This window comes from Bifidobacterium choerinum (assembly GCF_000741135.1).
GTDB lineage: Bacteria > Actinomycetota > Actinomycetes > Actinomycetales > Bifidobacteriaceae > Bifidobacterium > Bifidobacterium choerinum.
The window spans coordinates 37,238-61,971 of the sequence record NZ_JGYU01000009.1; the positions used below are offsets into that span (position 1 = coordinate 37,238).

At 64.6% G+C, this 24,734-nt stretch carries 18 protein-coding genes; 12 read left to right on the plus strand and 6 right to left on the minus strand.

The genetic code is table 11. The features are described 5' to 3' along the window. The first annotated feature begins 89 nt into the window (after window positions 1-89). From BCHO_RS06810 to yicI (BCHO_RS06820), 3 genes are all read left to right on the plus strand, one after another. Window positions 90-1,058 (plus strand): carbohydrate ABC transporter permease, encoded by a 969-nt coding sequence (locus tag BCHO_RS06810; RefSeq protein ID WP_024541551.1) that lies wholly within the window; start codon window positions 90-92, stop codon window positions 1,056-1,058. Between the two features lie 3 nt (window positions 1,059-1,061). Beyond that, window positions 1,062-1,988, plus strand: a complete 927-nt coding sequence (locus tag BCHO_RS06815; protein ID WP_024541552.1) for a carbohydrate ABC transporter permease — start codon at window positions 1,062-1,064, stop codon at window positions 1,986-1,988. Between the two features lie 203 nt (window positions 1,989-2,191). Further along, the gene (gene yicI, locus BCHO_RS06820; protein ID WP_237743057.1) at window positions 2,192-4,375 is read left to right on the plus strand and encodes an alpha-xylosidase; all 2,184 of its coding nucleotides are present in this window, start codon (window positions 2,192-2,194) and stop codon (window positions 4,373-4,375) included. A 91-nt stretch (window positions 4,376-4,466) separates the two neighbouring features. Here the strand turns inward: yicI (BCHO_RS06820) and BCHO_RS06825 are convergent, their stop codons facing one another. Both BCHO_RS06825 and BCHO_RS06830 read right to left on the minus strand, forming a co-directional pair. Further along, window positions 4,467-5,207: a DedA family protein gene (locus tag BCHO_RS06825; protein WP_024541554.1), complete on the minus strand. Its 741-nt coding sequence runs from the start codon at window positions 5,205-5,207 to the stop codon at window positions 4,467-4,469. 428 nt (window positions 5,208-5,635) lie between these two features. Next, entirely contained in the window at window positions 5,636-6,289 is a 654-nt protein-coding gene (locus tag BCHO_RS06830; protein ID WP_024541555.1) for a YesL family protein, read from the minus strand. 470 nt (window positions 6,290-6,759) lie between these two features. Here BCHO_RS06830 and BCHO_RS06835 point away from each other — a divergent pair, with 470 nt between their 5' ends. Together BCHO_RS06835 and BCHO_RS06840 are read left to right on the plus strand one after the other, a co-directional pair. After that, window positions 6,760-7,824 carry an ABC transporter permease gene (locus BCHO_RS06835; RefSeq protein WP_024541556.1) on the plus strand — a complete coding sequence of 355 codons (1,065 nt, stop codon included), beginning with the start codon at window positions 6,760-6,762 and terminating at the stop codon, window positions 7,822-7,824. 46 nt (window positions 7,825-7,870) lie between these two features. Then, window positions 7,871-8,827 carry a carbohydrate ABC transporter permease gene (locus BCHO_RS06840; RefSeq protein ID WP_237743058.1) on the plus strand — a complete coding sequence of 319 codons (957 nt, stop codon included), beginning with the start codon at window positions 7,871-7,873 and terminating at the stop codon, window positions 8,825-8,827. Between the two features lie 74 nt (window positions 8,828-8,901). Here BCHO_RS06840 and BCHO_RS09615 read toward each other — a convergent pair whose 3' ends face one another. Next, window positions 8,902-9,069: a hypothetical protein gene (locus BCHO_RS09615; RefSeq protein ID WP_237743059.1), complete on the minus strand. Its 168-nt coding sequence runs from the start codon at window positions 9,067-9,069 to the stop codon at window positions 8,902-8,904. Window positions 9,070-9,153: 84 nt separating this feature from the next. Between BCHO_RS09615 and BCHO_RS06845 the strand changes: the two genes are divergently transcribed. From BCHO_RS06845 to BCHO_RS06870, 6 genes are all read left to right on the plus strand, one after another. Continuing rightward, complete coding sequence (locus BCHO_RS06845) at window positions 9,154-10,710, plus strand: extracellular solute-binding protein (protein ID WP_237743060.1); 1,557 nt, start codon at window positions 9,154-9,156, stop codon at window positions 10,708-10,710. Between the two features lie 252 nt (window positions 10,711-10,962). Continuing rightward, window positions 10,963-12,516, plus strand: a complete 1,554-nt coding sequence (locus BCHO_RS06850) for an alpha-L-fucosidase (protein WP_237743061.1) — start codon at window positions 10,963-10,965, stop codon at window positions 12,514-12,516. Between the two features lie 70 nt (window positions 12,517-12,586). Next, window positions 12,587-14,716 carry a glycoside hydrolase family 3 C-terminal domain-containing protein gene (locus tag BCHO_RS06855; protein ID WP_024541560.1) on the plus strand — a complete coding sequence of 710 codons (2,130 nt, stop codon included), beginning with the start codon at window positions 12,587-12,589 and terminating at the stop codon, window positions 14,714-14,716. A gap of 83 nt (window positions 14,717-14,799) precedes the next feature. Further along, window positions 14,800-16,830, plus strand: a complete 2,031-nt coding sequence (gene yicI, locus BCHO_RS06860; RefSeq protein ID WP_024541561.1) for an alpha-xylosidase — start codon at window positions 14,800-14,802, stop codon at window positions 16,828-16,830. Window positions 16,831-16,945: 115 nt separating this feature from the next. Next, window positions 16,946-18,973, plus strand: a complete 2,028-nt coding sequence (locus tag BCHO_RS06865; protein WP_024541562.1) for a beta-galactosidase — start codon at window positions 16,946-16,948, stop codon at window positions 18,971-18,973. Window positions 18,974-19,087: 114 nt separating this feature from the next. Continuing rightward, the gene (locus BCHO_RS06870; RefSeq protein WP_024541563.1) at window positions 19,088-20,026 is read left to right on the plus strand and encodes an ROK family protein; all 939 of its coding nucleotides are present in this window, start codon (window positions 19,088-19,090) and stop codon (window positions 20,024-20,026) included. 12 nt (window positions 20,027-20,038) lie between these two features. Here BCHO_RS06870 and BCHO_RS06875 read toward each other — a convergent pair whose 3' ends face one another. The 3 genes from BCHO_RS06875 to BCHO_RS06885 all read right to left on the minus strand — a co-directional run bounded on the left by BCHO_RS06875 (window position 20,039) and on the right by BCHO_RS06885 (window position 23,574). Further along, window positions 20,039-20,845, minus strand: a complete 807-nt coding sequence (locus BCHO_RS06875; protein WP_237743062.1) for a TetR/AcrR family transcriptional regulator — start codon at window positions 20,843-20,845, stop codon at window positions 20,039-20,041. Between the two features lie 163 nt (window positions 20,846-21,008). Continuing rightward, on the minus strand, window positions 21,009-21,830 hold the full coding sequence (locus BCHO_RS06880) for an alpha/beta hydrolase (RefSeq protein ID WP_024541565.1): 822 nt from the start codon (window positions 21,828-21,830) through the stop codon (window positions 21,009-21,011). Between the two features lie 121 nt (window positions 21,831-21,951). Continuing rightward, complete coding sequence (locus BCHO_RS06885) at window positions 21,952-23,574, minus strand: dolichyl-phosphate-mannose--protein mannosyltransferase (RefSeq protein WP_081708005.1); 1,623 nt, start codon at window positions 23,572-23,574, stop codon at window positions 21,952-21,954. A 133-nt stretch (window positions 23,575-23,707) separates the two neighbouring features. On the opposite strand from BCHO_RS06885, the gene rsmI reads away from it, so the two are divergent. Next, a complete protein-coding gene (rsmI, locus tag BCHO_RS06890; RefSeq protein WP_024541567.1) occupies window positions 23,708-24,724 on the plus strand; it encodes a 16S rRNA (cytidine(1402)-2'-O)-methyltransferase in 1,017 nt (338 codons plus the stop codon). The last annotated feature ends 10 nt before the right edge of the window (window positions 24,725-24,734 follow it).

Consider the following 24,734-nt stretch of genomic DNA (forward strand, 5'->3'; position numbering starts at 1 on the left):
CCATTCGCGGCGGCCGGGCGGCGCAGCTCCGCGCTCGGCCGTCCGGCCGCCGCATACCTGCAGGTCAACACCGCTGAGGGAAGTGCATCATGTCTTCACCAACCAACCGTACCAAGCGCGAGCGCGACGCGGCCAAACGCGAGCGTGGAATGTCGCGCATCCCCGGAAGCCCGTCGCGGCGATTCTGGATCTATCTGATTCCGGGTCTGCTGATGCTGCTGTGGATCATCGTGATCCCGGCCGTCTGGAATATCTATCTGAGCTTCACCAACTACCGCGGCATCAAGCCGCCGGTATGGGCCGGCATGACGAACTGGGCCCGCCTCGTCAAGGACCATACGTTCTGGATCTCGTTCATGAATTCGATCTGGATGATTCTGGCGATGGTCATCATCCCGATTCTCGTCGGCCTCATATTGTCGTCGCTGCTGTTCGACGTCGTGCAGAAGAAGTTCGGCCCGCGCACCGCCTCGACGATGCGTGCGCTGTACTACTTCCCGCAGCTGTTGCCGATCGCCGTCGCGTCGCTCGTCATGGGCTGGATCCTGCGTCCGGAGAACGGCGCGCTCAATGCGTTGCTCAAGGCGATCGGGCTGGGCGACCTGCAGCACGACTGGCTCGGCAAGCCGGACACGGCGCTGATTTTCCTGATGCTCATCATGATCTGGATCCAGATCGGATACCCGCTCGTCATCTTCATGTCCGGTCTGCAGCGCGTCGATCCGGAGCTCTACGAGGCCGCAAACCTAGACGGCGCCAACTGGTGGCAGCGGTTCCGCGCGATCACGCTGCCGTCGATCAAGCCAGAGATCTTCGTCGTCGCGCTCACCTGCACGATCGCCGCACTCAAGGTGTTCGGCCCGGTGCAGATGCTCACGCGCGGCGGTCCGGGCACGAGCACGACGGTGCCGTCGTACTACTCGTACAAGCAGTTCTTCCAGTCGCAGCAGGTGGGATACGGTGCGGCGATCGCCACGGCGCTCACCATCGTCATCATCATCGTTTCGATCGCGTTCACGAACCTTCAGGAGAAGGTCGCCAAAGAGGATGAGGAGTAGGCCATGACTTCCACGCTCGTATCCGCCGAACAGGACTACGAATACAACTCGCCCGATCAGCACAAGCTCACGCCGAAGGAACTCAAGGAGATCGCGCATGTCAAGAAGAACCGCACGGCGGGCGACTGGGTGGCGCTCGCGCTGCTGATCGTCGGTGCGCTCATCATGATGTTCCCGTTCATCGTGCTGCTGCTCAACGCCTTCAAGACGCCCGCCGACTACAATGCCTCCGGTCCGCTCGCGTGGCCGAAGGAGCTGAGCTTCGCAGGCCTGTCCACGTTCTGGCAGCGCGTCAACTTCCCCGAGAAGGTCTGGAACAGCATCTGGACCTCCGGACTTGTGGCCGTGCTCGCCGTCGTGCTGTCGATGTTCAACGCCTTCGCGCTCGGCATCGGCCGCGTCAAGGGCCGCAAATGGATCACACTGCTCATCATGCTCGCGAACATGCTGCCGCAGGAGGCGATGCTCTATCCGCTGTACACGATGTTCAAGGGCATGGGCCTGTACAACAACCCGTGGGCGATCGTCATCATCTTCACCGTCATCCAGAGCGCCTTCGGCACCTATCTGCTGTCGTCGGTCTTCGGCACCTTCCCGAAGTCGATCCTCGAGGCCGCCACGATCGACGGCGCGAGCCGCTGGCGCATCTTCAAGGACGTCGTCTTCCCGATCTCGAAGCCGACGCTGAGCGTGCTGCTCGTGTTCTTCTTCATCTGGACATGGAACGAGTACATGATCCCGCTCGCGTTCCTCGTCGACAATTCGTCGCAGACCGTGCCGATCGCGATCAGCTCGCTGACCGGCGACCGCCTGATGGACGTCACGACGACGGCTTCGGCATCGCTCATCAGCATCGTGCCGACGCTGATCTTCTTCCTCATCTTCCAGCGCACGCTGTCGCGCGGCATCACCGCCGGCGCCGTCAAGTGACCTGCGCGGACCATTCATTCACCTGCAAGGAGCATCATGAAATTCACCAACGGCTACTGGCTGATGCGTGACGGCGTCGATGCGCTGTTCGCGCGCGACGCCTACGAACTGCACGCCCACCCGGCGCAAGAGACAATCGATGTGCTCGCGCGACGGGCGTCGTCCACGAGCGCGCGAACACGCTCAACCTGCCGGCGTTTCACGTGGAACTCAGCACGCCGATCGAAGGCGTCATCCGCGTGCGCGCCACCCACTGGCGCGGCGGCGCGCAGGGCATCGGCTTCCCGATCATGCACGACGAGGCCGGCGGACGCGACTACGTGAGCGTCGTCACGCATGGCGACGGCGACGGCGAGACCGGCGAGCGCGGCGCGACGGCCTCGTTGCGCTCCGGCGGACTGACGGCGACCGTCGTCAAGGGGCCGGAATGGAACCTCACGTTCACCGACGAATCCGGCCGCGCGCTCACGCAGTCGCGCGGCAAGTCGCTCGCGCACTTCGCGCTCAACGACCTCGCCGACGTCAGCGCGGAGCCGGTCGGCGAGTTCGGCGTGACGCCGACCGGACTCGCGAAGGACGAATCGCGCACGTTCACGTCGATCCAGCTTGCGCTCGGCGTCGGCGAGACCGTCTACGGCCTCGGCGAACGCTTCGCCGCGTTCGTCAAGAACGGGCAGAGCATCGACATCTGGAACGAGGACGGCGGCACCGCGTCCGAGCAGGGATACAAGAACGTCCCGTTCTATATGACAAGCAACGGCTACGGCGTCTTCGTCAACGACCGCGGCCACGTCTCCTTCGAGGTAGGCACCGTGAACACCGAGGCCGTGCAGTGCTCGGTGCCGGGTGAGACGATCGACTTCTGCGTCATCTACGGGCCGACGCCGAAGCAGATCCTCGACCGCTACACGCGGCTGACCGGGCGCCCCGCCATGGTGCCGGCGTGGAGCTACGGCCTGTGGCTGACGACGTCGTTCACGACGAAGTACGACGAGGCGACGATCACGTCCTTCGTCGACGGCATGGCCGAGCGCGGCATCCCGCTGAGCGCGTTCCACTACGACTGCTACTGGATGCGCGAGTTCCACTGGACCGATTTCGCATGGGATTCGCGGTTCTTCCCGGACATCGAAGCGACGCTTAAACGGCTGCACGAGGACAAGGGGCTGCATCTGTGCGCGTGGATCAACCCATACATCGGCCAGGCCGGCGCGATGTTCGGCGAGGGCATGCGCGAAGGCTACCTCGTGCGCAACCCGGACGGCACGATCTGGCAGACCGACAACTGGCAGGCCGGCATGGGTCTCGTCGATTTCACGAACCCGGACGCGCGCGCCTGGTTCAGAAGCAAGGTCGTCGCGCTGCTCAGGCAGGGCATCGACGCGATCAAGACCGACTTCGGCGAGCGCATCCCGCGCGACGTCGTCTGGTATGACGGCTCGCCGAAGCTGTCGATGCACAATTGGTACACCGAACTGTACAACCGGACGGTGTTCGAGGCGATCGAGGAGGTGTACGGCGTCGGCAAGGCATGCCTGTTCGCGCGTTCGGCGACGGCCGGCGGACAGCGCTTCCCGGTGCATTGGGGCGGCGACTGCGAATCGACGTTCAACGGCATGGCGCAGACATTGCGCGGCGGTCTGTCGCTCACGTCCTCCGGATTCGGCTTCTGGAGCCATGACATCGGCGGCTTCGAAGGCGCGTTCCCCGATCCGGCCGTCTACAAGCGCTGGCTGGCCTTCGGCCTGCTCAGCTCGCATTCGCGGCTGCACGGCTCGACCGTCTACCGCGTGCCGTGGCTGTTCGACGAGGAGGACGAGCGGCAGGGGCGCAGCGTCGAACCCGGGCAGAGCGCCGTCGACGTGTGCCGCAAGTTCACGCTGCTTAAGCTCAGCCTGATGCCGTATCTGTATCAGGCCGGCATCGAAGCGCACGAACACGGCACGCCGGTCATGCGTTCGATGTTCGTCGAATTCCCCGACGACCCCGCATGCCGCACGCTCGACCGCCAGTACATGCTCGGCTCGTCGCTGCTCGTCGCGCCGGTGTTCAGCTACTCGGGCGACGTGAGCTACTATCTGCCGGCCGGCGGGTGGACGAACTGGTTCACCGGCGAGCATGTGCGCAGCGAGCACGGCATGTGGCGCACCGAGCATCACGATTTCGATTCGGTGCCGCTGTGGGTGCGCGACGGCTCGGTCATCGTCACCCATCCGGGTGCGATGACGCCGGACTACGACTACGCCGCCGACGCCGACGTGCGCGTCTTCCTCGGTGACGAAGCCGAGGCGAGCACGACGGTCACGTGCACTGACGGGCGTCGCGTCGTCTTCACGGCGAAGCGCGACGGCGACGGTGACGTCGTCGTCGATCGAACCGACTGCTGACAGGCGTCGAGGCTGTATCTAGATGAACGCGCCGGGGGCGAACGGTATTTCGTTCGCCCCCGGCGCGTTCATGCATGCAGTTGCGGGGTGATCAGGCGTTATCGGAATCGTCATCAAGGGACTCGACGAGCGGGGTTGTCTCGTCCTTGGCGAGTTCGGTCGCCGACGCGACCTTCTTTTTGCCGAACTTCGCCTTGAACAGGCCGACGAAGGTTGGAATCAGCGAAATGACGAGAATTGCGACGATGACGAGCTCGAAGTTCTCCTGGACGACCGGAATGCCGCCGAAGAAGTAGCCGAGCAACGTGAACAGCGACGACCACACGAGGCCGCCGAGCACCGAGAACGGCGTGAAACGACGCCACTGCATGCCGGTGATGCCGGAGATGAACGGCATGAAGGTGCGGATGAACGGGAAGAAACGGCCGAGGAAGACGGCGAGCGGACCCCAACGGTCGATCATCGTCTCGGTCTTGGCAAGACGTTCCGGCGTCATCGCCTTGACTTTGCCGGATTCGATGATGCGGCGGCCGAAGAAGTGGCCGATGAAGTAGTTGCATTGGTCGCCGAGGATCGGCGCGATCCAGACGACTGGCAGCAGCGCGGCGATCGGCAGCGCTGATTCACCGGTCGTGGCGTCGGGGGCGGCGAAGAAACCGGCGGCGAACAGCAGCGAGTCGCCGGGCAGGAACGGGAAGAAGACGACGCCGGTCTCGATGAAGACGATCAGGAAGATGAAGCCAAGCGTGGGGGCGACGCCCATCGCGATCCAGCCGGCGATCGCGCCGCGCGGATCCTTGAGCAGGTTGGCGATGAAATGAATGAATCCCATGGAAATCCTTGACGAGTGAGGACGCGGAAGCGCCGTGGCCATGCGTTACCTATTACCGGTTATCTTGTATAGCATGTCAGCCCTACGGCTCGGCGGCCGGAAAGGGTGCGGATGGTCGGGGGAGACGGTCGCGGAAGGGCTTAGCGAACGGAGTTGGGTGGCTGTGCGGCGGTTGCGGTCGCGGAGGTGCTGGTTAGCGAACGGAGTTGGGCGGAAGCGCGGCGGTCGTGTTCGCTGAGGTGGGGCTTAGTGAACGGAGTTGGGCGCGAGTGTGACAGTTGCGGTCGCGGAGAGGAGGGTGATGCCGCAAAAGAGAGCGGCCGCAGCCAAGGAAGCGCTGCGGCCGATTGTTGAGGAAAGGGGAAGGGTAAGTCTGGTTTGTTTACCGGATGTCCATCTCGGTATGCGGCGCGGGTGCCGCGAGCCGATCACAGTCCGGAGTTGGCGTTCACGTAGGTCGGGCGTTCGACCTCGCCGTAGCCGCCGTACTTCTTGAAGCCCCACAGCAGGATGAGCGACTTCGCGTAGGCGACCCAGCTCAGACCGAAGATGAGCATGAGCACGCGGATGAACGGGACGAAATACGCCAGGCCGAGCGCGACGACATCGATGCCGACGAGCGCGAACGAGCAGGCGAAGGCGCGCCACGGGAACAGCGCGGCGAGCTTCCAGGTGCGTCCGACCGAATTGGCGAAGCGCGCCTGCAGCGGGAACAGGTATTCGGCGAGGAACAGCACGGCGACCGATGCGGCGACGAGGATGATGAGCGGGACGTAGGCGGCGTTCGTGTCCCAGGCCACCCAGAACGCGAGGCCGAAGATGAGGACGGCAACGAGCGCGAGCAGCAGCAGTCCGGAGATGAGGCCCTGCTTGAACTCCCGCTTGAAGCGCTTGAGGTATTCGTGTACGAGCCGGATGTCGTCATGTTCGTCGTACTGGAACAGCGTGCTGTAGAGCGCCGCCTGCGCCGGACCGATCGTGACGATCGGCAGCAGCGTGACGAGGAAGACGAGATTGAGCGCGGTGAATCGCGCGAGCGTTCCCATGAACTGCCAGAACGGCGCTTCGGTGTTGAACCTCATGCTGCTTCCTTTCCGTGCCGTGGCGCCGCTGCGATGCGACGGCCGTGTGCGTCGTGCACCCGGCGACTCCGTATATATACGCACTGTATATATCTGTCGGACGATGGCTGGCGGCGTGCAGATCGTTCTGCGGTTCGCCGTGCAGGGTAACGTGGTGGAGTTGTTGTTGGATGCATGTCCACATCGACTGTTGTTGATAAGTATATAAATAAGTGGCGCGCTTGTCTACTGCAACAGCATCGCGCGTGTCGCGAAAACGTTGCCGTTTCAAGGTAGAGCGAGTTCAGCTTATGGTGAAACTTGCGTGTCGCCTTGTGTTTCCGGCGGGTGGCGCGCCATCGTGGCACGGGACTTCGTTATCTGATTTGACAAAGATAGTCGTTGTTTATAATCTATTCAACAAGAAGTGAGAAAGCCTCGCGAGGTTGCGGGACTTGGAATCGCTGACATCAGTTTCCGAAGGAGGAGAGATGCAGACGTCGTCTAGTACCGAAACCGATGAGACCATCGGTTCGACCGGTGGCGCTGCGGCGGTTGTCGGCAGGGAAGTCGAAGCCGCCGAAGAATCCAAACTGAGCCGCCGCGACCGTCGCGCCGCGAAGAAGGCGGCGAAGATGGCTGCCGAATCGCGCACTGACAGGAAGCATGCGATGAAGCTGTGGCTCTACGTCGCGCCGCTGCTGATCCTGGTCTTCCTGTTCAGCTACGTCCCGCTGTTCGGCTGGATCTACGCGTTCTATGACTACCAGCCGCCGATCCCGCTTTCCGAAAGCAAGTTCGTCGGCCTGCAGTGGTTCGAGATGATGGTGCAGAACCCGGCGCAGCTGCGCACAATCGGCCAGGTGCTGCTCAACACCTTCGCGATGTCGGGCCTCAACATCCTCACGTCGTTCCTGCCGGTCATCTTCGCGATCGCGCTCAACGAGATCCGCGCGAAGTGGTTCAAGAACCTCATCCAGACGCTCACGACGCTGCCGAACTTCATCTCCTGGGTGCTCGTCTACTCGATCGCCTTCGCGATGTTCTCGTCGACCGGCATGGTCAACGACCTGCTGCAGAACCTGCATATCATCAGCGAACCGATCAAGTTCCTCGACTCACCCGACCAGGTCTGGTTCAAGATGCTGCTGTGGAACCTGTGGAAGGGCCTCGGCTGGGGCTCGATCATGTACCTCGCGGGCATCGCCGGCATCGACCCCGAACTCTACGAGGCCGCGCAGGTGGACGGCGCGAACCGCTTCCAGCAGATCATCCACGTGACGATCCCGCAGCTGATGCCGACCTACTTCGTGCTGCTCATGCTGTCGATCTCGAACTTCCTCAACAACGGCATGGACCAGTACTACGTCTTCCAGAACGCCTTCAACCAGAAGTGGATCCAGGTGCTCGACCTCTACGTCTACAACGTCGGCATGGGCCAGAACAGCCTGTCGCTCGGCACCGCGATCTCGATGCTCAAGTCCCTCGTCTCGGTCGGCCTGCTGCTGCTCGTCAACTGGCTGTCCAAGCGCACGCGCGGCGTCGGCATCGTCTGATCCGCATCCAGCAGTCACGAATCGTGTATTGGGTTAAGGAGTAACCATGTCAACCGCAACAGCACCCGCAAGCGCCAAGAAGCCGAGGAGGGCCAAGGCGAGCGTCTCCCCGGCCATGCGCCGCACGAAGGGCGAGAAGATCTACAACGTCGTGAACATCATCATCCTCACGTTGTTCGCGCTGATCTGCACCTACCCGTTCTACTATCTGATCATCAACTCGCTGTCGAACAACCAGGCGGCCGCCGCGGGCGACGTCACCTGGAGGATCGAGGGCCTGCACTGGGACAACTACAAGACCGTGCTCGGCCTCGACGGCCTGGCGCAGTCCGCGTGGATCTCGGTGGCCCGCACCGTCATCGGCACCGTGCTCACCGTGCTCGCCTCCGCCTACCTCGGCTTCATGTTCACACAGCAGAAGATGTGGAAGCGTTCGTTCTGGTACCGCTTCGTCGTCATCACGATGTACTTCAACGCGGGCCTGATCCCGATGTTCATCACGATGAAGAACTACGGCCTGACGAACAACTTCTGGGTCTACATCCTGCCGGCGATTGTGCAGCCGTTCAACATCATCCTCGTCAAGACCTACATCGAGTCGATCCCGGCATCGTTGCAGGAGGCCGCCGAAGTGGACGGCGCGGGCACGATGACGGTGTTCTGGAAGATCGTGCTGCCGATGTGCACGCCGATCCTCGCGACCGTTGCGATCTTCTCCGCCGTCAACCAGTGGAACTCGTTCCAGGACACACTGATCTACATGACCGATTCGAAGCTGTGGAGCCTGCAGTACTTGCTCTACACCTACATCAACCAGGCGAGCTCGATCGCGAACTCGGTCAAGGCGAACGCCGCGAACGCCGCACTGCTGGCCACGGCGGCGACGCCTACGGCGATCCGCATGACCGTCTCCGTCATCGTCGTCCTGCCGATCATGTTTATCTACCCGTTCTTCCAGCGCTTCTTCGTCAAGGGCATGATGCTCGGCGCAGTCAAGGGCTGACCGTACGCGGGGAGCCGTGCGGCTCCCCGCCCCGATCCACGTTTCCGTACCAACCACCAACCAACCAGATGTGCTCAGTGATGAGCCGAAGTTAGAAGGATACAAGGAGGTTTCCTCATGGAAATCAGGAAGAAGATCGTCTCGGGAATCGCCGCGACGCTTTCGGCGGCGATGCTCGTCTCCGTCGCGGCCTGCGGCGGCAACGACTCCGCGAGCGACGGCCCCGACGACGGCAGCTTCATGAAGGTGGACGTGTTCTCGTCGACCGCGAACTACCAGGGCGTCCAGAAGGCTGGTTCGCCAAGATCGTCAAGGACAAGTTCAACATGGAGCTCAACATCATCGCCCCGAACGTGGCCGGCGGCGGCGACACCTTGTTCGACACGCGTTCCACGGCGGGCAACCTCGGCGACCTCGTCATCGTCGGCATGCAGAACGGCCGTCTGCAGAAGCTCGTCAAGTCGAAGCTCATCACCGACATGACGCCGTACTACGGCAAGATGACGAACGTCAAGCGCTACCAGGCCGGCGTGGACTACGTGACGAAGCAGGCCGGCCAGGACGGCGTCTGGGGCGTGCCGGGCAACGTGTCCGACGAATCGCCGACGAAGTCCGCCGACGGCATCGAACCGGCCGCCGCCCCGTACATCCGCTGGGACTACTACGCGAAGATCGGGTACCCCGAGATCAAGGATCTCGACGGTTTCGCGGACGTGCTCAAGCAGATGCAGGACAAGGCGCGCGAGGAGACCGGCGACGACGACATCTACGCCGTGTCGCTGTTCAAGGACTGGGACGGCGAGATGATGCAGAACGCGATGGCCGCCTCGCAGTGGTACGGCTACTTCGCGCAGAATTCGGTGCTCGTGCCGTCCGACGACAAGGATTCGCAGATCGTCCCGGCCTCCCAGGTCGGCAGCGCCTACGACAAGATGATCGAGTTCTTCAACAAGTGCGACCGCATGGGACTCGTCGATCCGGAATCGACGACGCAGAACTGGGACAACCTGTCGACGAAGGTGACGAACGGCAAGGTGCTCATGTCGATCTGGTCGTGGCTCGGCAAGCCGCGCATGAACAGCAACGAGAACCAGGAGAAGGGCGTCGGCTTCATGCTCGCCCCGCTGCAGGACATGGACGTGTACACGCCGGGCTTCCAGCCGGAGGGCGATGGCAACACCTTCATCGCGATCGGCTCGAAGGCGAAGAACAAGGAACGCCTCGCCAAGTTCATCGACTGGCTCTACTCGCCTGAAGGCATCTACGCCTCGGCCACCAACTCCGGCGGCGCCGCCTGCCCGAAGGACATGTGCTGGACGCTCAACGACAAGGGCGAGCCGCAGCTCAACGAGTTCGGCGAGAAGGCGATGTTCAACTCCGACGGCCTGCAGGTGCCGGCCGAATACGGCGGCGGCTCCTACAACGACGGCATCTCGACGCTCAACTTCAAGACGGTGAACGCGAACAGCACCGATCCGGACACGAAGTCCGCGTACAACCCGCAGCTGTGGGCGACCCAGCTCGCGAAGCAGACGAAGCTGAGCGAGGACTGGTCGAAGCACATGGACGGCGCGAAGACCGACATCGAATACCTCGAGAAGGCCGGCAAGCTCGCCGTCGCGCCTGGCGCCACCTACACGCCTCCTCAGGAGGATTCGCAGATCTCGACGCTGCGCTCGTCGGTCAAGACTGAAGTGATCAACGCGTCGTGGCAGGCCGTCGTCGCCAAGAGCGAAGCCGAATGCCAGTCGACCTTCAAGAACATGGGCACGCAGCTCAACGACCTCGGCTACGAGCAGGTGCTCAAGGTCGACGAGGACAACGCGAAGGCGCTGATCAAGGCCCGTCAGGAGATCGTCAAGGAGTACGCGGACAAGCAGTGACCTTTCGGGTCGCCGCCTCCTTGCGGCACAACTGAACAACCGAAAGGGCGCCGCCGTCACAGGACGGCGGAGACCCTCGGCACGGGAGCGTCGCATCCGTCGGGATGCGGCGCTCCCTGCAAATCACCTGTTGGTTCGATCATCGAACCAACTCGGACGTGACAGCTGCGGCCGACGGCGCACGTCCGGCGGACACGGGGCGCCCGGAGCGCCATCAGACGGCAAAAGGATAACAACGAAGGGGAGCGTGTGATGATGAACGACACGACGAAACCGGACGACGCGGCGCAGCCCGAAGGCGAGGCGAAACTCGACGCGGCCGCGATGCTCGACGCCTGCGCCTTCGACGCGACGATCGCCGCCGGCCCCTACGACGCGACATGGGCGTCGCTCGCAGCGCACCGCGATCCGTCATGGTTCGCCGACGCGAAGTTCGGCATCTTCACGCATTGGGGGCCGTACACGGTGCCCGGATACCGCAACGAATGGTATTCGCGCAACATGTACATTGAAGGCTATCCCGAATTCGAGCATCATCGCGCCGTCTACGGCGACCAGCGCGTCTTCGGCTACAAGGACTTCATCCCGATGTTCACGGCGCCCGCCTTCGACGCCGACGCCTGGTGCGCGCTGTTCGCCCGCGCCGGCGCGCGCTACGTCATGCCGGTGAGTGAGCACCACGACGGATTCCAGATGTACCGCAGTCGGCTGTCACATTGGAACGCCGCCGAAATGGGGCCGCGCCGCGACGTGCTCGGCGAACTGCGCGCTGCCGCGATCGCGCACGGCCTGCATTTCACGACGTCGAACCACCGCGCCGAACATTGGTGGTTCATGGGGCACGGCCGCTGTTTCGACTCCGACGTGCTCGAGCCGATGCGCCGCGGCGACTTCTACTGGCCGGCGATGACGCCCGAGCCGAACGAGTTCGACATCGACGCGCACCCCGCGCCGACCGCCGAATTCCTCGACGACTGGCTCGCGCGCAACGTCGAGATCATCGACAGATACGCGCCCGAACTGCTCTACTTCGACTGGTGGGTGCAGCATCGTGAGTTCCGTCCTTATCTTGCGTCGTTCGCCGCCTACTACTACGACCATATGGCCGCGCTCGGCCTCGACGCCGCGATCTGCTACAAGTACGACGCGCTCGCGTGGGGTGCCGGCATCGTCGACGTCGAACGCGGCGGATTCGCCGACGCGACGCCCTTCGTCTGGCAGACCGACACGGCGATCGCGCGCAACTCGTGGTGCCACACCGACTCGCTCGACTACAAGACGCTTCCCGAGCTGCTCGTGAGCCTGATCGACGCGGTGAGCAAGAACGGCAACCTGCTGCTCAACGTCGGCCCGTGCGCCGACGGTTCGATCGCCGAGCATGACCGCGCGCTGCTCGAAGGCATCGGTGACTGGCTCGCGGCAAACGGCGACGGCATCTACGGCAGCCGCCCGTGGCATATCAGCGGCGAAGGGCCAACAGTGCTGCCCTCCGGCATGTTCGCCGACCAGAAGCCGACGGCGTGGACCGCCGACGACTGGCGATTCACGGCGAAGGGCGGCGACCTCTACTGCTACTGCCTCAACCCGTCCGGCGCCGACGAACTCGTCTGCCGCACCTTCGCCGCCTTCGACGGCGAGCATCGGCCGGCGTTCAACGGCGTCATCTTCGGCGTCGATCTGCTCGGCGACGGCCCGACGCCCTATGAGCGCCGCGCCGACGGCCTGCACTTGCCGATCTCAGAGAGACGAAGACGGCCGGCCGGCGAGATGGCTGTGCCGCTTGGCTTCCGCCTGCGGCTCGGCTAGAAAGCCGTCGCACGATGACCAATCAGCTTTCAACGACTTCCAATCCGCAACAGAGAGAAGGAGACCACCAATGACGATGATCAGCGAAGCGAATATGCGCAAGGCGCGCGAACTGACCGCACAGCTCACGCTCGAGGAGAAGATCGGCATGATCCACGGCGCCGCGCTGTTCCACACGGCCGCCGTCGAACGCCTCGGCATCCCCGAGATGAAATTCGACGACGGCCCGATGGGCGTGCGCGCCGACACACACGACGACAACTGGGCGCCGCTCAACAACACGCGCGACATGGTGTCCTACCTGCCGAGCGGCTCGGCCGTCGCCTCCACATGGAACCCGCGACTGGCGCATCTGACCGGCCAGGTGCTCGGCCAGGAGGCGCGCGGCCGCGGCAAGGACGTGATCCTCGGCCCCTCGCTCAACATCAAGCGCTCGCCACTGTGCGGACGCAACTTCGAATACATGAGCGAGGACCCGCTGCTCACGGCCGTGCAGGGCGACGCCTACATCGAAGGCGTCCAGGAATCGGACGTCGCCGCCTGCCCGAAGCACTTCGCCGCAAACAGCCAGGAGACCGACCGCCTCGAAGTCGACGAGAAGATCGGTGAACGCGCGCTGCGCGAACTGTATCTGCCCGCCTTCCGCGCGGCCGTGCAGCAGGCCGGCGCGCTGACGATCATGGGCGCCTACAACAAGGTCAACGGCGCGCAGTGCTGCGAATCGCATTGGCTGCTCGACGAAGTGCTGCGCGACGAATGGGGATTCGACGGCCTCGTCGTCTCCGACTGGGGCGGCATCAAGAACACCGAACGCAGCGCCGCCGTCGGTATCGACGTCGACATGAACGTCACCTACGACTTCGACGACTACTGCTTCGCGCGCCCGCTGCTCGAAGCGGTCAAGGACGGCCGCATCGCCGAATCGACGATCGACGCGAAGGTCGAGCATGTGCTCGCCGTCATGGACGCGCTCAACATGCTCGGCGACGCCCGCGCGCATCGCAAGGCCGGCTCCTACGCGACGCTCGCGCATGCGCGCTCGGCGTTCGACATCGCGCGCGAATCGATCGTGCTGCTCAAGAACGACGCACAGGTGCTGCCGCTCGACGAACATGGCATCCGCCGCCTGCTCATCGTCGGCGCGAACGCCGACCGCATCCACTCGCTCGGCGGCGGCTCGGCCGTCATCAAGGCGGTGCACGAGATCTCGCCGCTGCTCGGCATCAACGGCATGCTCGGCGGCAACATCGAGATCACCTACGCTGAAGGGTATTACGCGCCGCAGGTCAATCAGGACGACACATGGCAGGAGGAAAGCCTCGAGAACTCGCAGGCGAAGGCGAACGAGGAAGCGGCGCGCGCACGCCGGCTGCGCGACGAGGCGCTCGCGCTCGCGCAGGACTTCGCGCAGACCAGCGACCCGGTCATCTTCATCGGCGGCCTCAACCACGACTACGACCTCGAGGCGCGCGATCGCGAGGACATGACGTTGCCGTACGAGCAGGACGCGCTCATCGACGCGCTGCTCGACATCGATCCGGACACGGTGCTCGTCTTCGTCGCCGGCTCGCCGATCGCGATGCCGTGGGCGGACAAGGCCTCGACGATCGTCTGGAATTGGTACAACGGCATGGAAAGCGGCACCGCGCTCGCCGAAACGCTTTTCGGGCGCGTGAGCCCGAGCGGCCACCTGCCGGAGACCTTCCCAATGCGACTCGAGGACTGTCCGGCGCATGCGATCGGCACCTTCGGGCTCGTCGGGCACGTCGACTACGCCGAGGACATCTACGTCGGCTACCGCTACTACAGCACGAAGGACGTGCCGGTGCGCTTCTGCTTCGGCCACGGCCTGACCTACACGAGCTTCGCATACTCGGACCTCGAAGTGCGCGAACTCGGCGACATGATCCGCCTTGATTTCCACGTCACGAACACCGGCGCGCGCGCGGGCAAGGCGGTGCCACAGGTCTACGTCACGCTCGAAGACACCGGCGAAGACCGTCCGGCGTTCGAACTGCGCGGCTTCACGAAGGTCGCGCTCGAGCCGGGCGAACGCCGTCAGGTGACGATCGAGATCCCGCGCGACGAGGCGCTGCGCTACTGGAGCGAGCGGACGCACGCCTTCGCGCTCGCGCCGCGCGCGGCCGTGCACGTCGGCGAATCGGTCGGTGACCTGCGGCTCGACGGCCGGATCGGCTGAGCGGACGGCAAATCAGTAATCAATCAACACAACAAACATCAACCAACAACATCAACCCACACACAACTAAGCGGGGAGACACCATGAAGTTCCTCAACGGCGGATGGCTCATCAAAGACGGTTTCGACGTCAAGTACGCGGCCAACATCTACACGGCGGACATCGAGGCGGACAAGCTCACGCTGTTCTGCCCATTCGGCTCGCCCATCTACAACCCGGGCATGACGCTCGACGGCGGCATTCTGACGATCGAGGTGACGAGCCCGCGCGAGAACATCATCACGACGCGTCTGATCAATTTCCGCGAGGACCGTTCGCACAAGCCCACGTTCGCGCTGAACGAGACGTCGCCGCAGGTGAGCGTCGAGGAGAGCGACGAGGCATGGCTGTTCACCTCGGGCAAGCTCACACTGCGCATCGCCAAGGGTGAGACGATCGATTTCACCTACCTGTACGACGGCAAGCGGATTGCGCACTCCGGATGGCGCGCCAAGGCGCTCGTGACCGATCCGAGCGGCGTGCTGCACGTCTCCGAACAGCTCGATCTCGGCGTCGGAGAGAAGATCTACGGCCTCGGCGAACGCTTCACGAACTTCGTCAAGAACGGCCAGTCGGTCGAGATCTGGAACGAGGACGGCGGCACCGGCACCGAGCAGGCATACAAGAACGTGCCGTTCTACATGAGCAATAGGAACTACGGCCTGTTTGTGGACAACCCGGGCAAAGTCGAGTTCGAGATCGGCTCCGAGAAGGTCTCGCGCGTGCAGTTCAGCGTGCCCGGGCAGGAGATGAGCTACTCGGTGATCGGTGGCGCCGACATGAAGGAGATTCTCGCCAACTACACGGCGCTCACCGGCCGCGCGCCACTTGTGCCGGACTGGAGCTACGGCCTGTGGCTGAGCACGAGCTTCACGACCGATTACGATGAGCAGACTGTGCTCGACTTCGTCGACGGCATGGCCGAACGTGGCATTCCGCTTTCGGTGTTCCACTTTGACTGCCGCTGGATGAAGGAACTCGAATGGTGCAACTTCGCCTGGGACGAGTCGAAGTTCCCGGATCCGGAAGGCCTGCTCGCCAAGCTGCATGAGCGCGGCCTCAAGGTCTGCGTCTGGATCAACTCGTACATCGGCCAGAAGTCGCCGCTGTTCGCGGAGGGCGCGAAGAACGGCTACTTCATCAAGCGCAACGACGGCTCGGTGTGGCAGTGGGACAAGTGGCAGGCCGGCATGGCGATCGTCGACTTCACGAACCCGGCCGCCGTCGAGTGGTATCAGGGCTATCTGAAGAAGCTCGTCGCGATGGGCGTCGATTGCTTCAAGACCGATTTCGGCGAGCGCATCCCGACCGAGGACGTGCAGTACTACGACGGCTCCGACCCCGAACTCATGCACAACTACTACACGCTGCTGTACAACAAGGCCGTCTATGACGTCCTCGTGGAAACCAAAGGCGCCGACGAGGCGATCCTGTTCGCCCGTTCGGCGACCGTGGGAGGCCAGTGCTACCCGGTGCATTGGGGCGGCGACTGCTCGTCGAACTATCCGTCGATGGCCGAATCGCTGCGCGCGGGACTCTCCTTCGGCATGTCCGGCTTCGGCTACTGGAGCCACGACATCGCCGGCTTCGAGGATCAGGCGACGCCCGACCTGTACAAGCGCTGGACGCAGTTCGGCCTGCTCAGCTCGCATTCGCGCTACCACGGCTCGACCGCCTACAAGGTGCCGTGGCTGTACGGCGACGAGGCGGTCGACGTCTGCCGCGAATTCGTCGAGCTCAAGGATTCGCTGCGCCCGTATCTCGAGAAGAGCGCGCGCGAGACGCATGCGAGCGGCGTGCCGATGATGCGCTCGATGGTGCTCGAATTCCAGGACGACCCGACGTGCGAGGACATCGACACGCAGTACATGCTCGGCTCGGACATCCTCGTCGCTCCGATCTTCAACGAGGAGGGCGTCGCCCGCTTCTACGTGCCCGACGCCGGCGACGACGCCCCGTGGCGCAACCTGATCACCGGCACCGAATACGAGCCGGGACGCTGGTACGTCGAACGGTACGACTACCACGCGCTGCCGGTGCTTGTGCGCCCCGGCACGGATCCGCGCAACGTGTGATCCCCCTCACGTCCGGGCGGTTTCGTCGGCCGCCCGGACGTGGCGCTTTCCCACGACGATAGACTGATGGCGATTCGGACGGCGACGGTGCCGTCCTATGCGAAGGAGCGATACGATGACGGCGATGTTCGACGATTTTCTCTTCGGCGGCGACTACAACCCCGAACAGTGGCCACAGGACAGCTGGGAGCATGACCTCGAACTGCTCGAGCATGCGCACATCAACGAGGCGACGATCAACGTGTTCTCGTGGGCGCTGCTCGAACCGAGCGAAGGCGACTACGACTTCTCGATGCTCGACGCGATCGTCGCATCGCTCGACCGCCACGATATCCGCATCGTCATGGCGACCGGCACGGCCGCCGTGCCGGCGTGGATGGCGCGCAAGTACCCGCATGTGATGCGCAAAGGCGTCGACGGCACGCAGCAGATCTTCGGCGGCCGCCACAACTTCTGCCCGAGCTCGCTGAAATACCGCGAGCGCGCGCAGGCGCTCGCCTCGGCCGTCGCGCGCCGCTACGCGGGCCATGACGGCCTCGTCGCCTGGCATGTCAACAACGAGTACGGCAACGGCGGCGGCTATTGCTACTGTGATACCTGCGCGGCTGCGTTCCGCGACTGGCTGCGCGCCCGCTACGGCACCGTCGAGGCGCTCAACCGCGCATGGTGCATGAACTTCTGGAGCCATACGATTTACGATTTCGACGAGGTCGCGCCGCCCGTCACCTACGGCGATGGCATCGGCACCGACAAATGCGTGATCTCCGGTCTGCAGATCGACTACCGCCGTTTCCAGAACGAGCAGATGCTCGACTGCTTCCGCCTCGAACGTGACGCGATCCGCGAATTCGATCAGGAGACGCCGATCACGACGAATCTGATGGGAACGTTCAAGGATCTCGACTACTTCGCGTGGGGTCGTGAGATGGACGTCGTCAGCTGGGACAACTATCCGGGCATGGATACGCAGCCGAGCTTCACGGCGATGTGCCACGATCTGATGCGCGGCGTCGGCGGCGGCAAGCCGTTCATGCTGATGGAGCAGACGCCGAACCAGCAGAACTGGTTCCCGTACTGCAAGGTCAAGCGTCCCGGCGAGGTCGGCAAGCTCAGCTGGCAGGCCGTCGCGCACGGCGCCGACACTGTACAGTTCTTCCAGCTCAAGCAGTCGATCGGCGGCTGCGAGCGCTTCCATGGCGCCGTCATCGGCCATGACGATTCCGACCGCTCCCGCACCTACCGCGAAGTCCGCGCGCTTGGCGCCGACGTCGCCGCACGTGCGAAGCGCATCATGGGCGCGCGCGTCGACGCGAAGGTTGCCGTTGTCTTCGATTGGGAGAACTACTGGTCGCTCGAAGGTTGCGTCGGCCCGACGCAGGGCCTGCACTATCCGGACGAAGTGCATCGCTTCTACCGTGCGCTGTGGAAGCGCAATGTTGCTGTCGACATCATCGAAAGCACGGCCGATCTGGAGACGCTGCGCCGCTACGATCTCGTCGTCGCACCGACGCTGATCATGGTCAAGCCGGGCGTCGCCGACAATCTCGAACGCTATGTCGCCGGCGGCGGCGTCCTCGTGACCGGATACATGTCCGGCATCCACGACGAGCACGATCTCGTCATCGAAGGCGGCTATCCGGGGCCGCTGCGCAGTCTGTGCGGCGTGTGGGTCGAGGAGATCGACGCGGTCGCGCCCGGCGCGAGCGTGCCGGTGCGCCTCAACGTCGGCGGCGCGGACGTCGATTGCTCGGGCACGATCGTCGCGAGCATCATCGAGCCGGAAGGTGCGCGCACGCTTGCGACCTACGGCGCCGACGACTTCTACGCGGGCACGCCGGCCGTCACCGCGCACGAGGTCGGCGAAGGCTGCGCCGTCTTCGTCGGCACCGCGCTCGACGAAGTCGGCATCGACGCGCTGTTCGACGACATGCTGCGCACGGCCGGCGTGGCGACGATCGACGCGCCCGAGGACGTCGAGGTCGCCAGTCGCGTCGGCGACGACGGCACCGTGTACACAATCGTGACGAACACCGGCGACGCCACGCGCGTGTGGGAGCGCGCGGACGGTGAACGAATCGTGCTCGACCCCTTCGCGGTGCTGCTGTTTGAGAACGACGTGCAAGTCGCGACGCCGCAACGATGAACGACGTGCAACGATGAGCTACGTACCGGGGCGGCGCCGCAATGGCGGACCGCCCCGGCCGATATGGGCACGTCGTCGGTACAATTGGCGAGGACGGACAAAGAGGAGCGAACGATGACGAAACGCAGCGGCGTGCATCAGGTGCTCGCGTTCGAGATCAACACGAACTTCACGCGGTACGCACTGTTCACCGACGGACGGATGGGCATTCCCGGCACTTTCGCGACGCCGAACACCGATCTCGACGAATTCTACGACGCGCTCGTGCAGGTCGTGCGCAAACTCGGCGTGCAGCTCGACGGCATCGCGATCAGCATGCCTGGATTCATCAATCCGCGCACGCAGACAGCGGAGACAGCCGGCGCGCTGCGCATCCTGTACAAACAGCGCATCGGCGCCGAACTGACGGCGCGCCTCGGCGTCGACATCCCCACATGGATGGAGAACGACGCGAACTGCGCGGCGATGGCCGAAAAAATGACCGGCAACGCGCGCAAATGCGACGATTTCGTGCTCATCACGCTCGACATGGGCATGGGCGGCGCGCTGTTCCTCGACGGCAAGCTGCGGCGCGGCAAGGATTGGCGGGCCGGCGAACTCGGCACGATGATCATCAATTACGATTCCGCAGGCTCGCTGCCGCTGCATGACTTCGTCTCGACGATGAAACTCTCGCAGTGGTACGCCGAGGAATTTGGCGTCAACGAGGGCGACGTGCTGCCGAGCACATTGTTCCACAAGCTCGACGATCCGCGCGTGCGCGCAATCGTCGAACGGTGGCTGCGCTACGTGGCGGTCGCCATCTTCAACACCGTCGTCGCCGTCGACCCGCAGATCGTGCTCGTTGGCGGCAGCATCAGCCGCGAGCCGGCGCTCGTGCCGATGCTCGAGGACGCGCTGAACACGATCCGTGACTGGAAGGCGTTCAAAACGCAGATCAAACGCTGCCGCCACAGTGGCAACGCCGGGCTGGTCGGCGCTTATTTCATGTTCGTCGAGGAAGTCGTCGAACATGGCGGCGCCAGCGACGTGCTCGCCGTCGGCGCGCGCTGAGCGGAAGGTCGCTCAGCCGAGCTCCTGTAGCGTGTACGGCAGCAGGCAGCGCGTGTCGTGCGCGTCGAGCTCCGACGGGTCCATGCAGCCCTCCCACAGCGCACGCGGGAAGATGACGTCGCTGAAGCGCACCCACTCTTCGAGCAGATCGATTGATTCGTCGGCGAGCCAACGCTGCTGCAGGCCGTCCATCGCCGACTGCGCGAGCGTGAACAGATCGAAGAAACGTTCCTCGGTCATGCCGCGCGGCAGCAGCCAATTCATCGAACCGACCATCTCCCACAGCCGCATATGGCGGCCGGTGAAGAAACGGTGAGCCGGATGGTCGGGGTTGAGCGCCTCGCCGCTGAGCACGCAGAACAGCTGAATCATCTCCGGACGCTGCATGTTGTACAGCACGGTGTTCAGGCAGTAACGCGGATAGCAGTAGATGCGGTGGCCGTCGCCGTCGACCGCCGACGCGCTCAACGCGGCGAACTCGTTCGATTCGGTCGTGTCGTAGCCTTCCGACAGGACCATGCGCAGCAGATCCTCCTTGGAGTCGATGTAATGATAGAGCGCGGCCTCGCTGATGCCGATCTCGTCCGAGATATCCTGCAGCGACATGCCCCAGTAGCCTTTGACGGCGATCGTCTTCGACGCGGCGCGCAGGATCTGCAGATGCCGCTCCTCCTGGCTCATGCGCTTGCGCTTGACGAAGCGCTTGCCGGAGGTCGTGTCGCGCACCGTGACCTCATGGGAGGCGAGCAGCGGTTTGCGCGGCTCGTTGGAGATGCCATGCTGGTCTAGGATCTGCTGCCATGCGGCGACTGTCATCATAGGTCCTTTGCTCGGCGTCGCGTCGACGACGATCGACGATGAAGACGGGGGATCGGGCGTGCGCGGGAGGGTGCGGCCCGACGTGCGCATGCGGTGCACGCCGTGCACATAGTGTAGCGCGCATGGTGTAGCGGCGTGCGCCGTCGGTGCGCGTCGTGCGGACTCAGCGCGCGAAGACGCGGTCGAGCCACCGGAAGGCGAGGGACGGCCAGACGTCGACGCCGGGTTCGATGCCGTCGGTGCCGCCCCATGCGGTCTCGGCTGTTGCGAGCGACAGGCCATGTCCGCCGGTCGGGAACAGATGCGCCTCGATCGGCACATCCGCGGCCTTGCAGGCGGCGATGAGCAGCAGCGTGTTCTCGACCGGCACGCAGTCGTCCGGCACCGTGTGCCAGACGAAGACCGGCGGCGTCTTCGCGCCGATGTGCTCCTCGATCGAGACCTCGCGCATCATGTCGGGGTCGGCGTAGCGCTCGCCGAGCAGTGCGCGGAAGCTGCCGTCGTGGCGGTGTTCGCCGGCGCTGATGACCGGGTAGGACAGCATCAGCGCGGCCGGTCGCAGCATGTCCGGATCATAGCCGTGGGCGCGCATCACGTCGTCGGAGGCGCTCGTCGCGAAGTCGGCGGCGAGATGGCCGCCCGCGGAGAAACCGATGACGGCGATGCGCGACGTGTCGACGTGCCATTCGTCGGCGTGATCGTGCATCAGCCGCACCGCCTCGGCCACCTCGAGCACGGCGGTCGGGTAGATGGACGGCTTGCATGAGTAGTGCAGCACGAAGGCGTCGCAGCCGTGCGCGAGGAATCGGAACGCGATCGGCTCGCCCTCGCGGCCGGTCGTCATCTCGTAGCCGCCGCCGGGCAGCACGAGGACGGCCGGGCGGCGTCGATCGGGGTCGATGTCCGGATAGTTGTCGGGGATGTAGCCGGCGAAGCGCGCGTCGGTGCCGTCGATGCCGGCGATCGTGGTCTCGAAATACTGCATGGCACTCCTTTGTTCGGGTCGTCGGCGACGTCGACGTCGCCGCCGTGGGGGGGGGCGGACGGTCCGTCGACCATATTAGTTCATTCGTCGAAATATTCTGGTGGGGATATCCGGGCGCCCGTCAGATCCACGAGTCGAGCCACATATGGCTCAGCCAGAACTCGTACGGCACCGGCATCGCCGTCCAGATCGGGTAGAAGAAGATCGAGATCAGCGTCGTCACGACGAGGACGCCGATCAGCGTCGCGCGCCACAGCGCCGATGTGCAGGTCTCGCGGATCCAGTCGAGCACATAGCAGATCGCGAGGGTGATCCACGGCAGCAGCACGATCGAATAGAACGTGAAGGTCGTGCGGTGCAGATACTGCGCCCAAGGCAGCCAGCCAGCGAGGAAGCCGGCGAGCACGGCCCAGATGCGCCAGTCGCCGCGCCTCCAGATCGCGATGCCGATCGCGACGAGCGTGCACAGCGATCCGAGCCACCAGATGATCGGGTTGCCGAGCGACGTCACCGCGGCGACGCATTCGCTTTTCGGCGCGAGCGAACACAGGCCGGGATGGCCGGAAGGCTTCTCCCAGTAGAAGCTCGTCGGACGGATCTGCAGCGGCCAGGTCAGCGGGTTCGCCTTGTAGTCGTGCGGCGCGTCGAGCGTCGTGTGGAACTGCCACATCTGCCGGTGGTATTCGACGAAGGAACGCAACGTCGGCGGCAGCCATGCGACGCCCTGGCCGGGATGGGAGAGCGCCCAGTCGTGCATGTAGGAGTCGGGATGGATGAACCATCCGATCCACGTCGCCAGATAGCTCAGCGCGTACAGCGGGATCATATACAGCGCGGCGAGCAGCCCGGAGCCGAGGCCGGCGTTGAGGAACCAGTGCCGGTAACCGGCCTGATGGTACAGCCAGGCGTCCCACAGCACGCTGATGATGCAGAAGACGGCGAAGAAATAGGTGCCGGACCATTTGACACCGGTCGCCAGGCCGAGCAGCACGGCGGCGCCGACGCGGTACCAGGAGCATGCGATCTGCGGCGGCTTGGCGTCCGGGTCGGCTTCATGCGCGGCGAACAGACGCCGGCGCGACCAGTCGCGGTGCATGACGAGCAGCATGAACGCGCCGAGCGCGAACACCATGATGAAATTGTCGAGCAGGGCGGTGCGGCTCAGCACGATGCCGACGCCGTCGATCGCCATCAGATAGCCGGCGACGAGCGCGACCGGCATGTTATGCCACAGGCGCAGCGCCAGGCGGATCAGGATGACGATCGCCACGACGCCGGCGAGCGCCGTCGCGATGCGCCACGCCCAGACGTGCTGCGCGCCGCCGCACAGCCTGAGCCCCAACGCGATGAGCCATTTGCCCATCGGCGGATGCACGACGTATTCGGCCGAGTCGAGCCATCCGTCGACGTCGCCGGCGGCGAAGGGGATGTTCGGACTGACTCGCTCTCCGTTCCAGACGACGGTGTCGGGCCAGTCGCGCGGTTCGCCAGTGTTGAGCATCGTCCATGCGTCCTTGACGTAGTAGGTCTCGTCGAAGACGACGGCGCGCGGTTCACCGAGGCGGATGATGCGCAGCAGCGCGCCGAAGAGCGCGACGATGAGCGTCAGCCCCCACGAGACCGGTGCGGACAGCGGCGGGATGCGCGTGGCCGTGGGGTTCTCGGCGACGTCGCTTGCGCGCCGGCCGTGCCGCGGACGGGTGAGCGCGAACATGGCGGTGGTGAAGGACCTGGCAGCGGACATCTCAAACCTCCCGGACATCGTGGCGCCGGCGATGCCGTCGTCCGGCGCGCGTGTCCCACGCTACCGGAGGTCGTGTATGGCGTCGACCGTGCATGGCGGCGCGTTTGGGAGACGCGCGCGGCATACTGAAGGCATGACGGCACACAGCATCGATGACGAAACGCATGGCAACGGATACGCGGCGGGCCCTGATACGGACGGGCGGACGGACGACGGGACGGCGACGCAGGTTGACGTCGAACTCGGCGACGCGGCGCTCGACGTGCATGTTCCACGTGGAACGGTCGTACTCGCGGCGACGCCGATCGGCAACACGGCGGACGCGTCGGCGCGTCTCGTCGCGCTGCTCGAACGCGCCGACATCGTCGCCGCCGAGGACACGCGCCGCCTGTACGCGCTCGCGAACCGCCTCGGCGTGCATGTGGCGGGACGCGTCGTCGCTAACCACGACCACAACGAACGCGGCAAGGCCGACGGGCTGCTCGACGAGGTGGCCGCCGGTGCGACGGTGCTCGTCGTCTCCGACGCCGGCATGCCGACGATCAACGATCCGGGACTGGCGATCGTGCGCCGCGCAATCGAACGCGGACTGCCGGTGACCTGCGCGCCGGGGCCCTCCGCCGTGCTCGACGCGCTCGCATTGTCCGGGCTGCCGACCGACCGCTTCTGCTACGAGGGGTTCCTGCCGCGCAAGCACGCCGAACGCGTGCAGCATCTGCGCGCGCTCAAAGGCGAACGGCGCACGGTCGTGTTCTACGAAACGCTGCACCGCATCGCCGATGCGATGGCCGACCTCGAGGAGATCTTCGGCCCCGACAGGCCGATGGCGCTGTGCCGCGAGCTGACGAAGGACTACGAGCAGATCCGGCGCGGCACGATCGGCGAGATCAGGCGGGGCGTCGAGGACGACCCGCCGCGCGGCGAGATGGTGCTCGTCGTCGGCGGCGCGCAGGACGGCGAGGAGGACGGCGGCGAGACCTTGGGCGTCGAGGCGCTCGCCGCGCTCGCGACGCGTTACGCGCAGGAGCACGACGTGCGCATCAAGGACGCGATCGCGACGGTCGTCGCCGAGCATCCAGGGGTGGACGGCGCGCTCGCGAACAAGAAACAGGTGTATGCGGCCGTGCTCGCCGCGCGAGGCGGACGCTGAGGCGGCGGAC

Coding starts and splice junctions, on each gene's coding strand:
- BCHO_RS06810 (WP_024541551.1), top strand. CDS start 90: ATGTCTTCACCAACCAACCGTACCAAGCGCGAGCGCGACGCGGCCAAA.
- BCHO_RS06815 (WP_024541552.1), top strand. CDS start 1,062: ATGACTTCCACGCTCGTATCCGCCGAACAGGACTACGAATACAACTCG.
- BCHO_RS06825 (WP_024541554.1), bottom strand. CDS start 5,207: ATGGGATTCATTCATTTCATCGCCAACCTGCTCAAGGATCCGCGCGGC.
- BCHO_RS06830 (WP_024541555.1), bottom strand. CDS start 6,289: ATGAGGTTCAACACCGAAGCGCCGTTCTGGCAGTTCATGGGAACGCTC.
- BCHO_RS06835 (WP_024541556.1), top strand. CDS start 6,760: ATGCAGACGTCGTCTAGTACCGAAACCGATGAGACCATCGGTTCGACC.
- BCHO_RS06840 (WP_237743058.1), top strand. CDS start 7,871: ATGTCAACCGCAACAGCACCCGCAAGCGCCAAGAAGCCGAGGAGGGCC.
- BCHO_RS09615 (WP_237743059.1), bottom strand. CDS start 9,069: ATGAAGCTGCCGTCGTCGGGGCCGTCGCTCGCGGAGTCGTTGCCGCCG.
- BCHO_RS06845 (WP_237743060.1), top strand. CDS start 9,154: ATGGAGCTCAACATCATCGCCCCGAACGTGGCCGGCGGCGGCGACACC.
- BCHO_RS06850 (WP_237743061.1), top strand. CDS start 10,963: ATGATGAACGACACGACGAAACCGGACGACGCGGCGCAGCCCGAAGGC.
- BCHO_RS06855 (WP_024541560.1), top strand. CDS start 12,587: ATGACGATGATCAGCGAAGCGAATATGCGCAAGGCGCGCGAACTGACC.
- yicI (WP_024541561.1), top strand. CDS start 14,800: ATGAAGTTCCTCAACGGCGGATGGCTCATCAAAGACGGTTTCGACGTC.
- BCHO_RS06865 (WP_024541562.1), top strand. CDS start 16,946: ATGACGGCGATGTTCGACGATTTTCTCTTCGGCGGCGACTACAACCCC.
- BCHO_RS06870 (WP_024541563.1), top strand. CDS start 19,088: ATGACGAAACGCAGCGGCGTGCATCAGGTGCTCGCGTTCGAGATCAAC.
- BCHO_RS06875 (WP_237743062.1), bottom strand. CDS start 20,845: ATGATGACAGTCGCCGCATGGCAGCAGATCCTAGACCAGCATGGCATC.
- BCHO_RS06880 (WP_024541565.1), bottom strand. CDS start 21,830: ATGCAGTATTTCGAGACCACGATCGCCGGCATCGACGGCACCGACGCG.
- BCHO_RS06885 (WP_081708005.1), bottom strand. CDS start 23,574: ATGTCCGCTGCCAGGTCCTTCACCACCGCCATGTTCGCGCTCACCCGT.
- rsmI (WP_024541567.1), top strand. CDS start 23,708: ATGACGGCACACAGCATCGATGACGAAACGCATGGCAACGGATACGCG.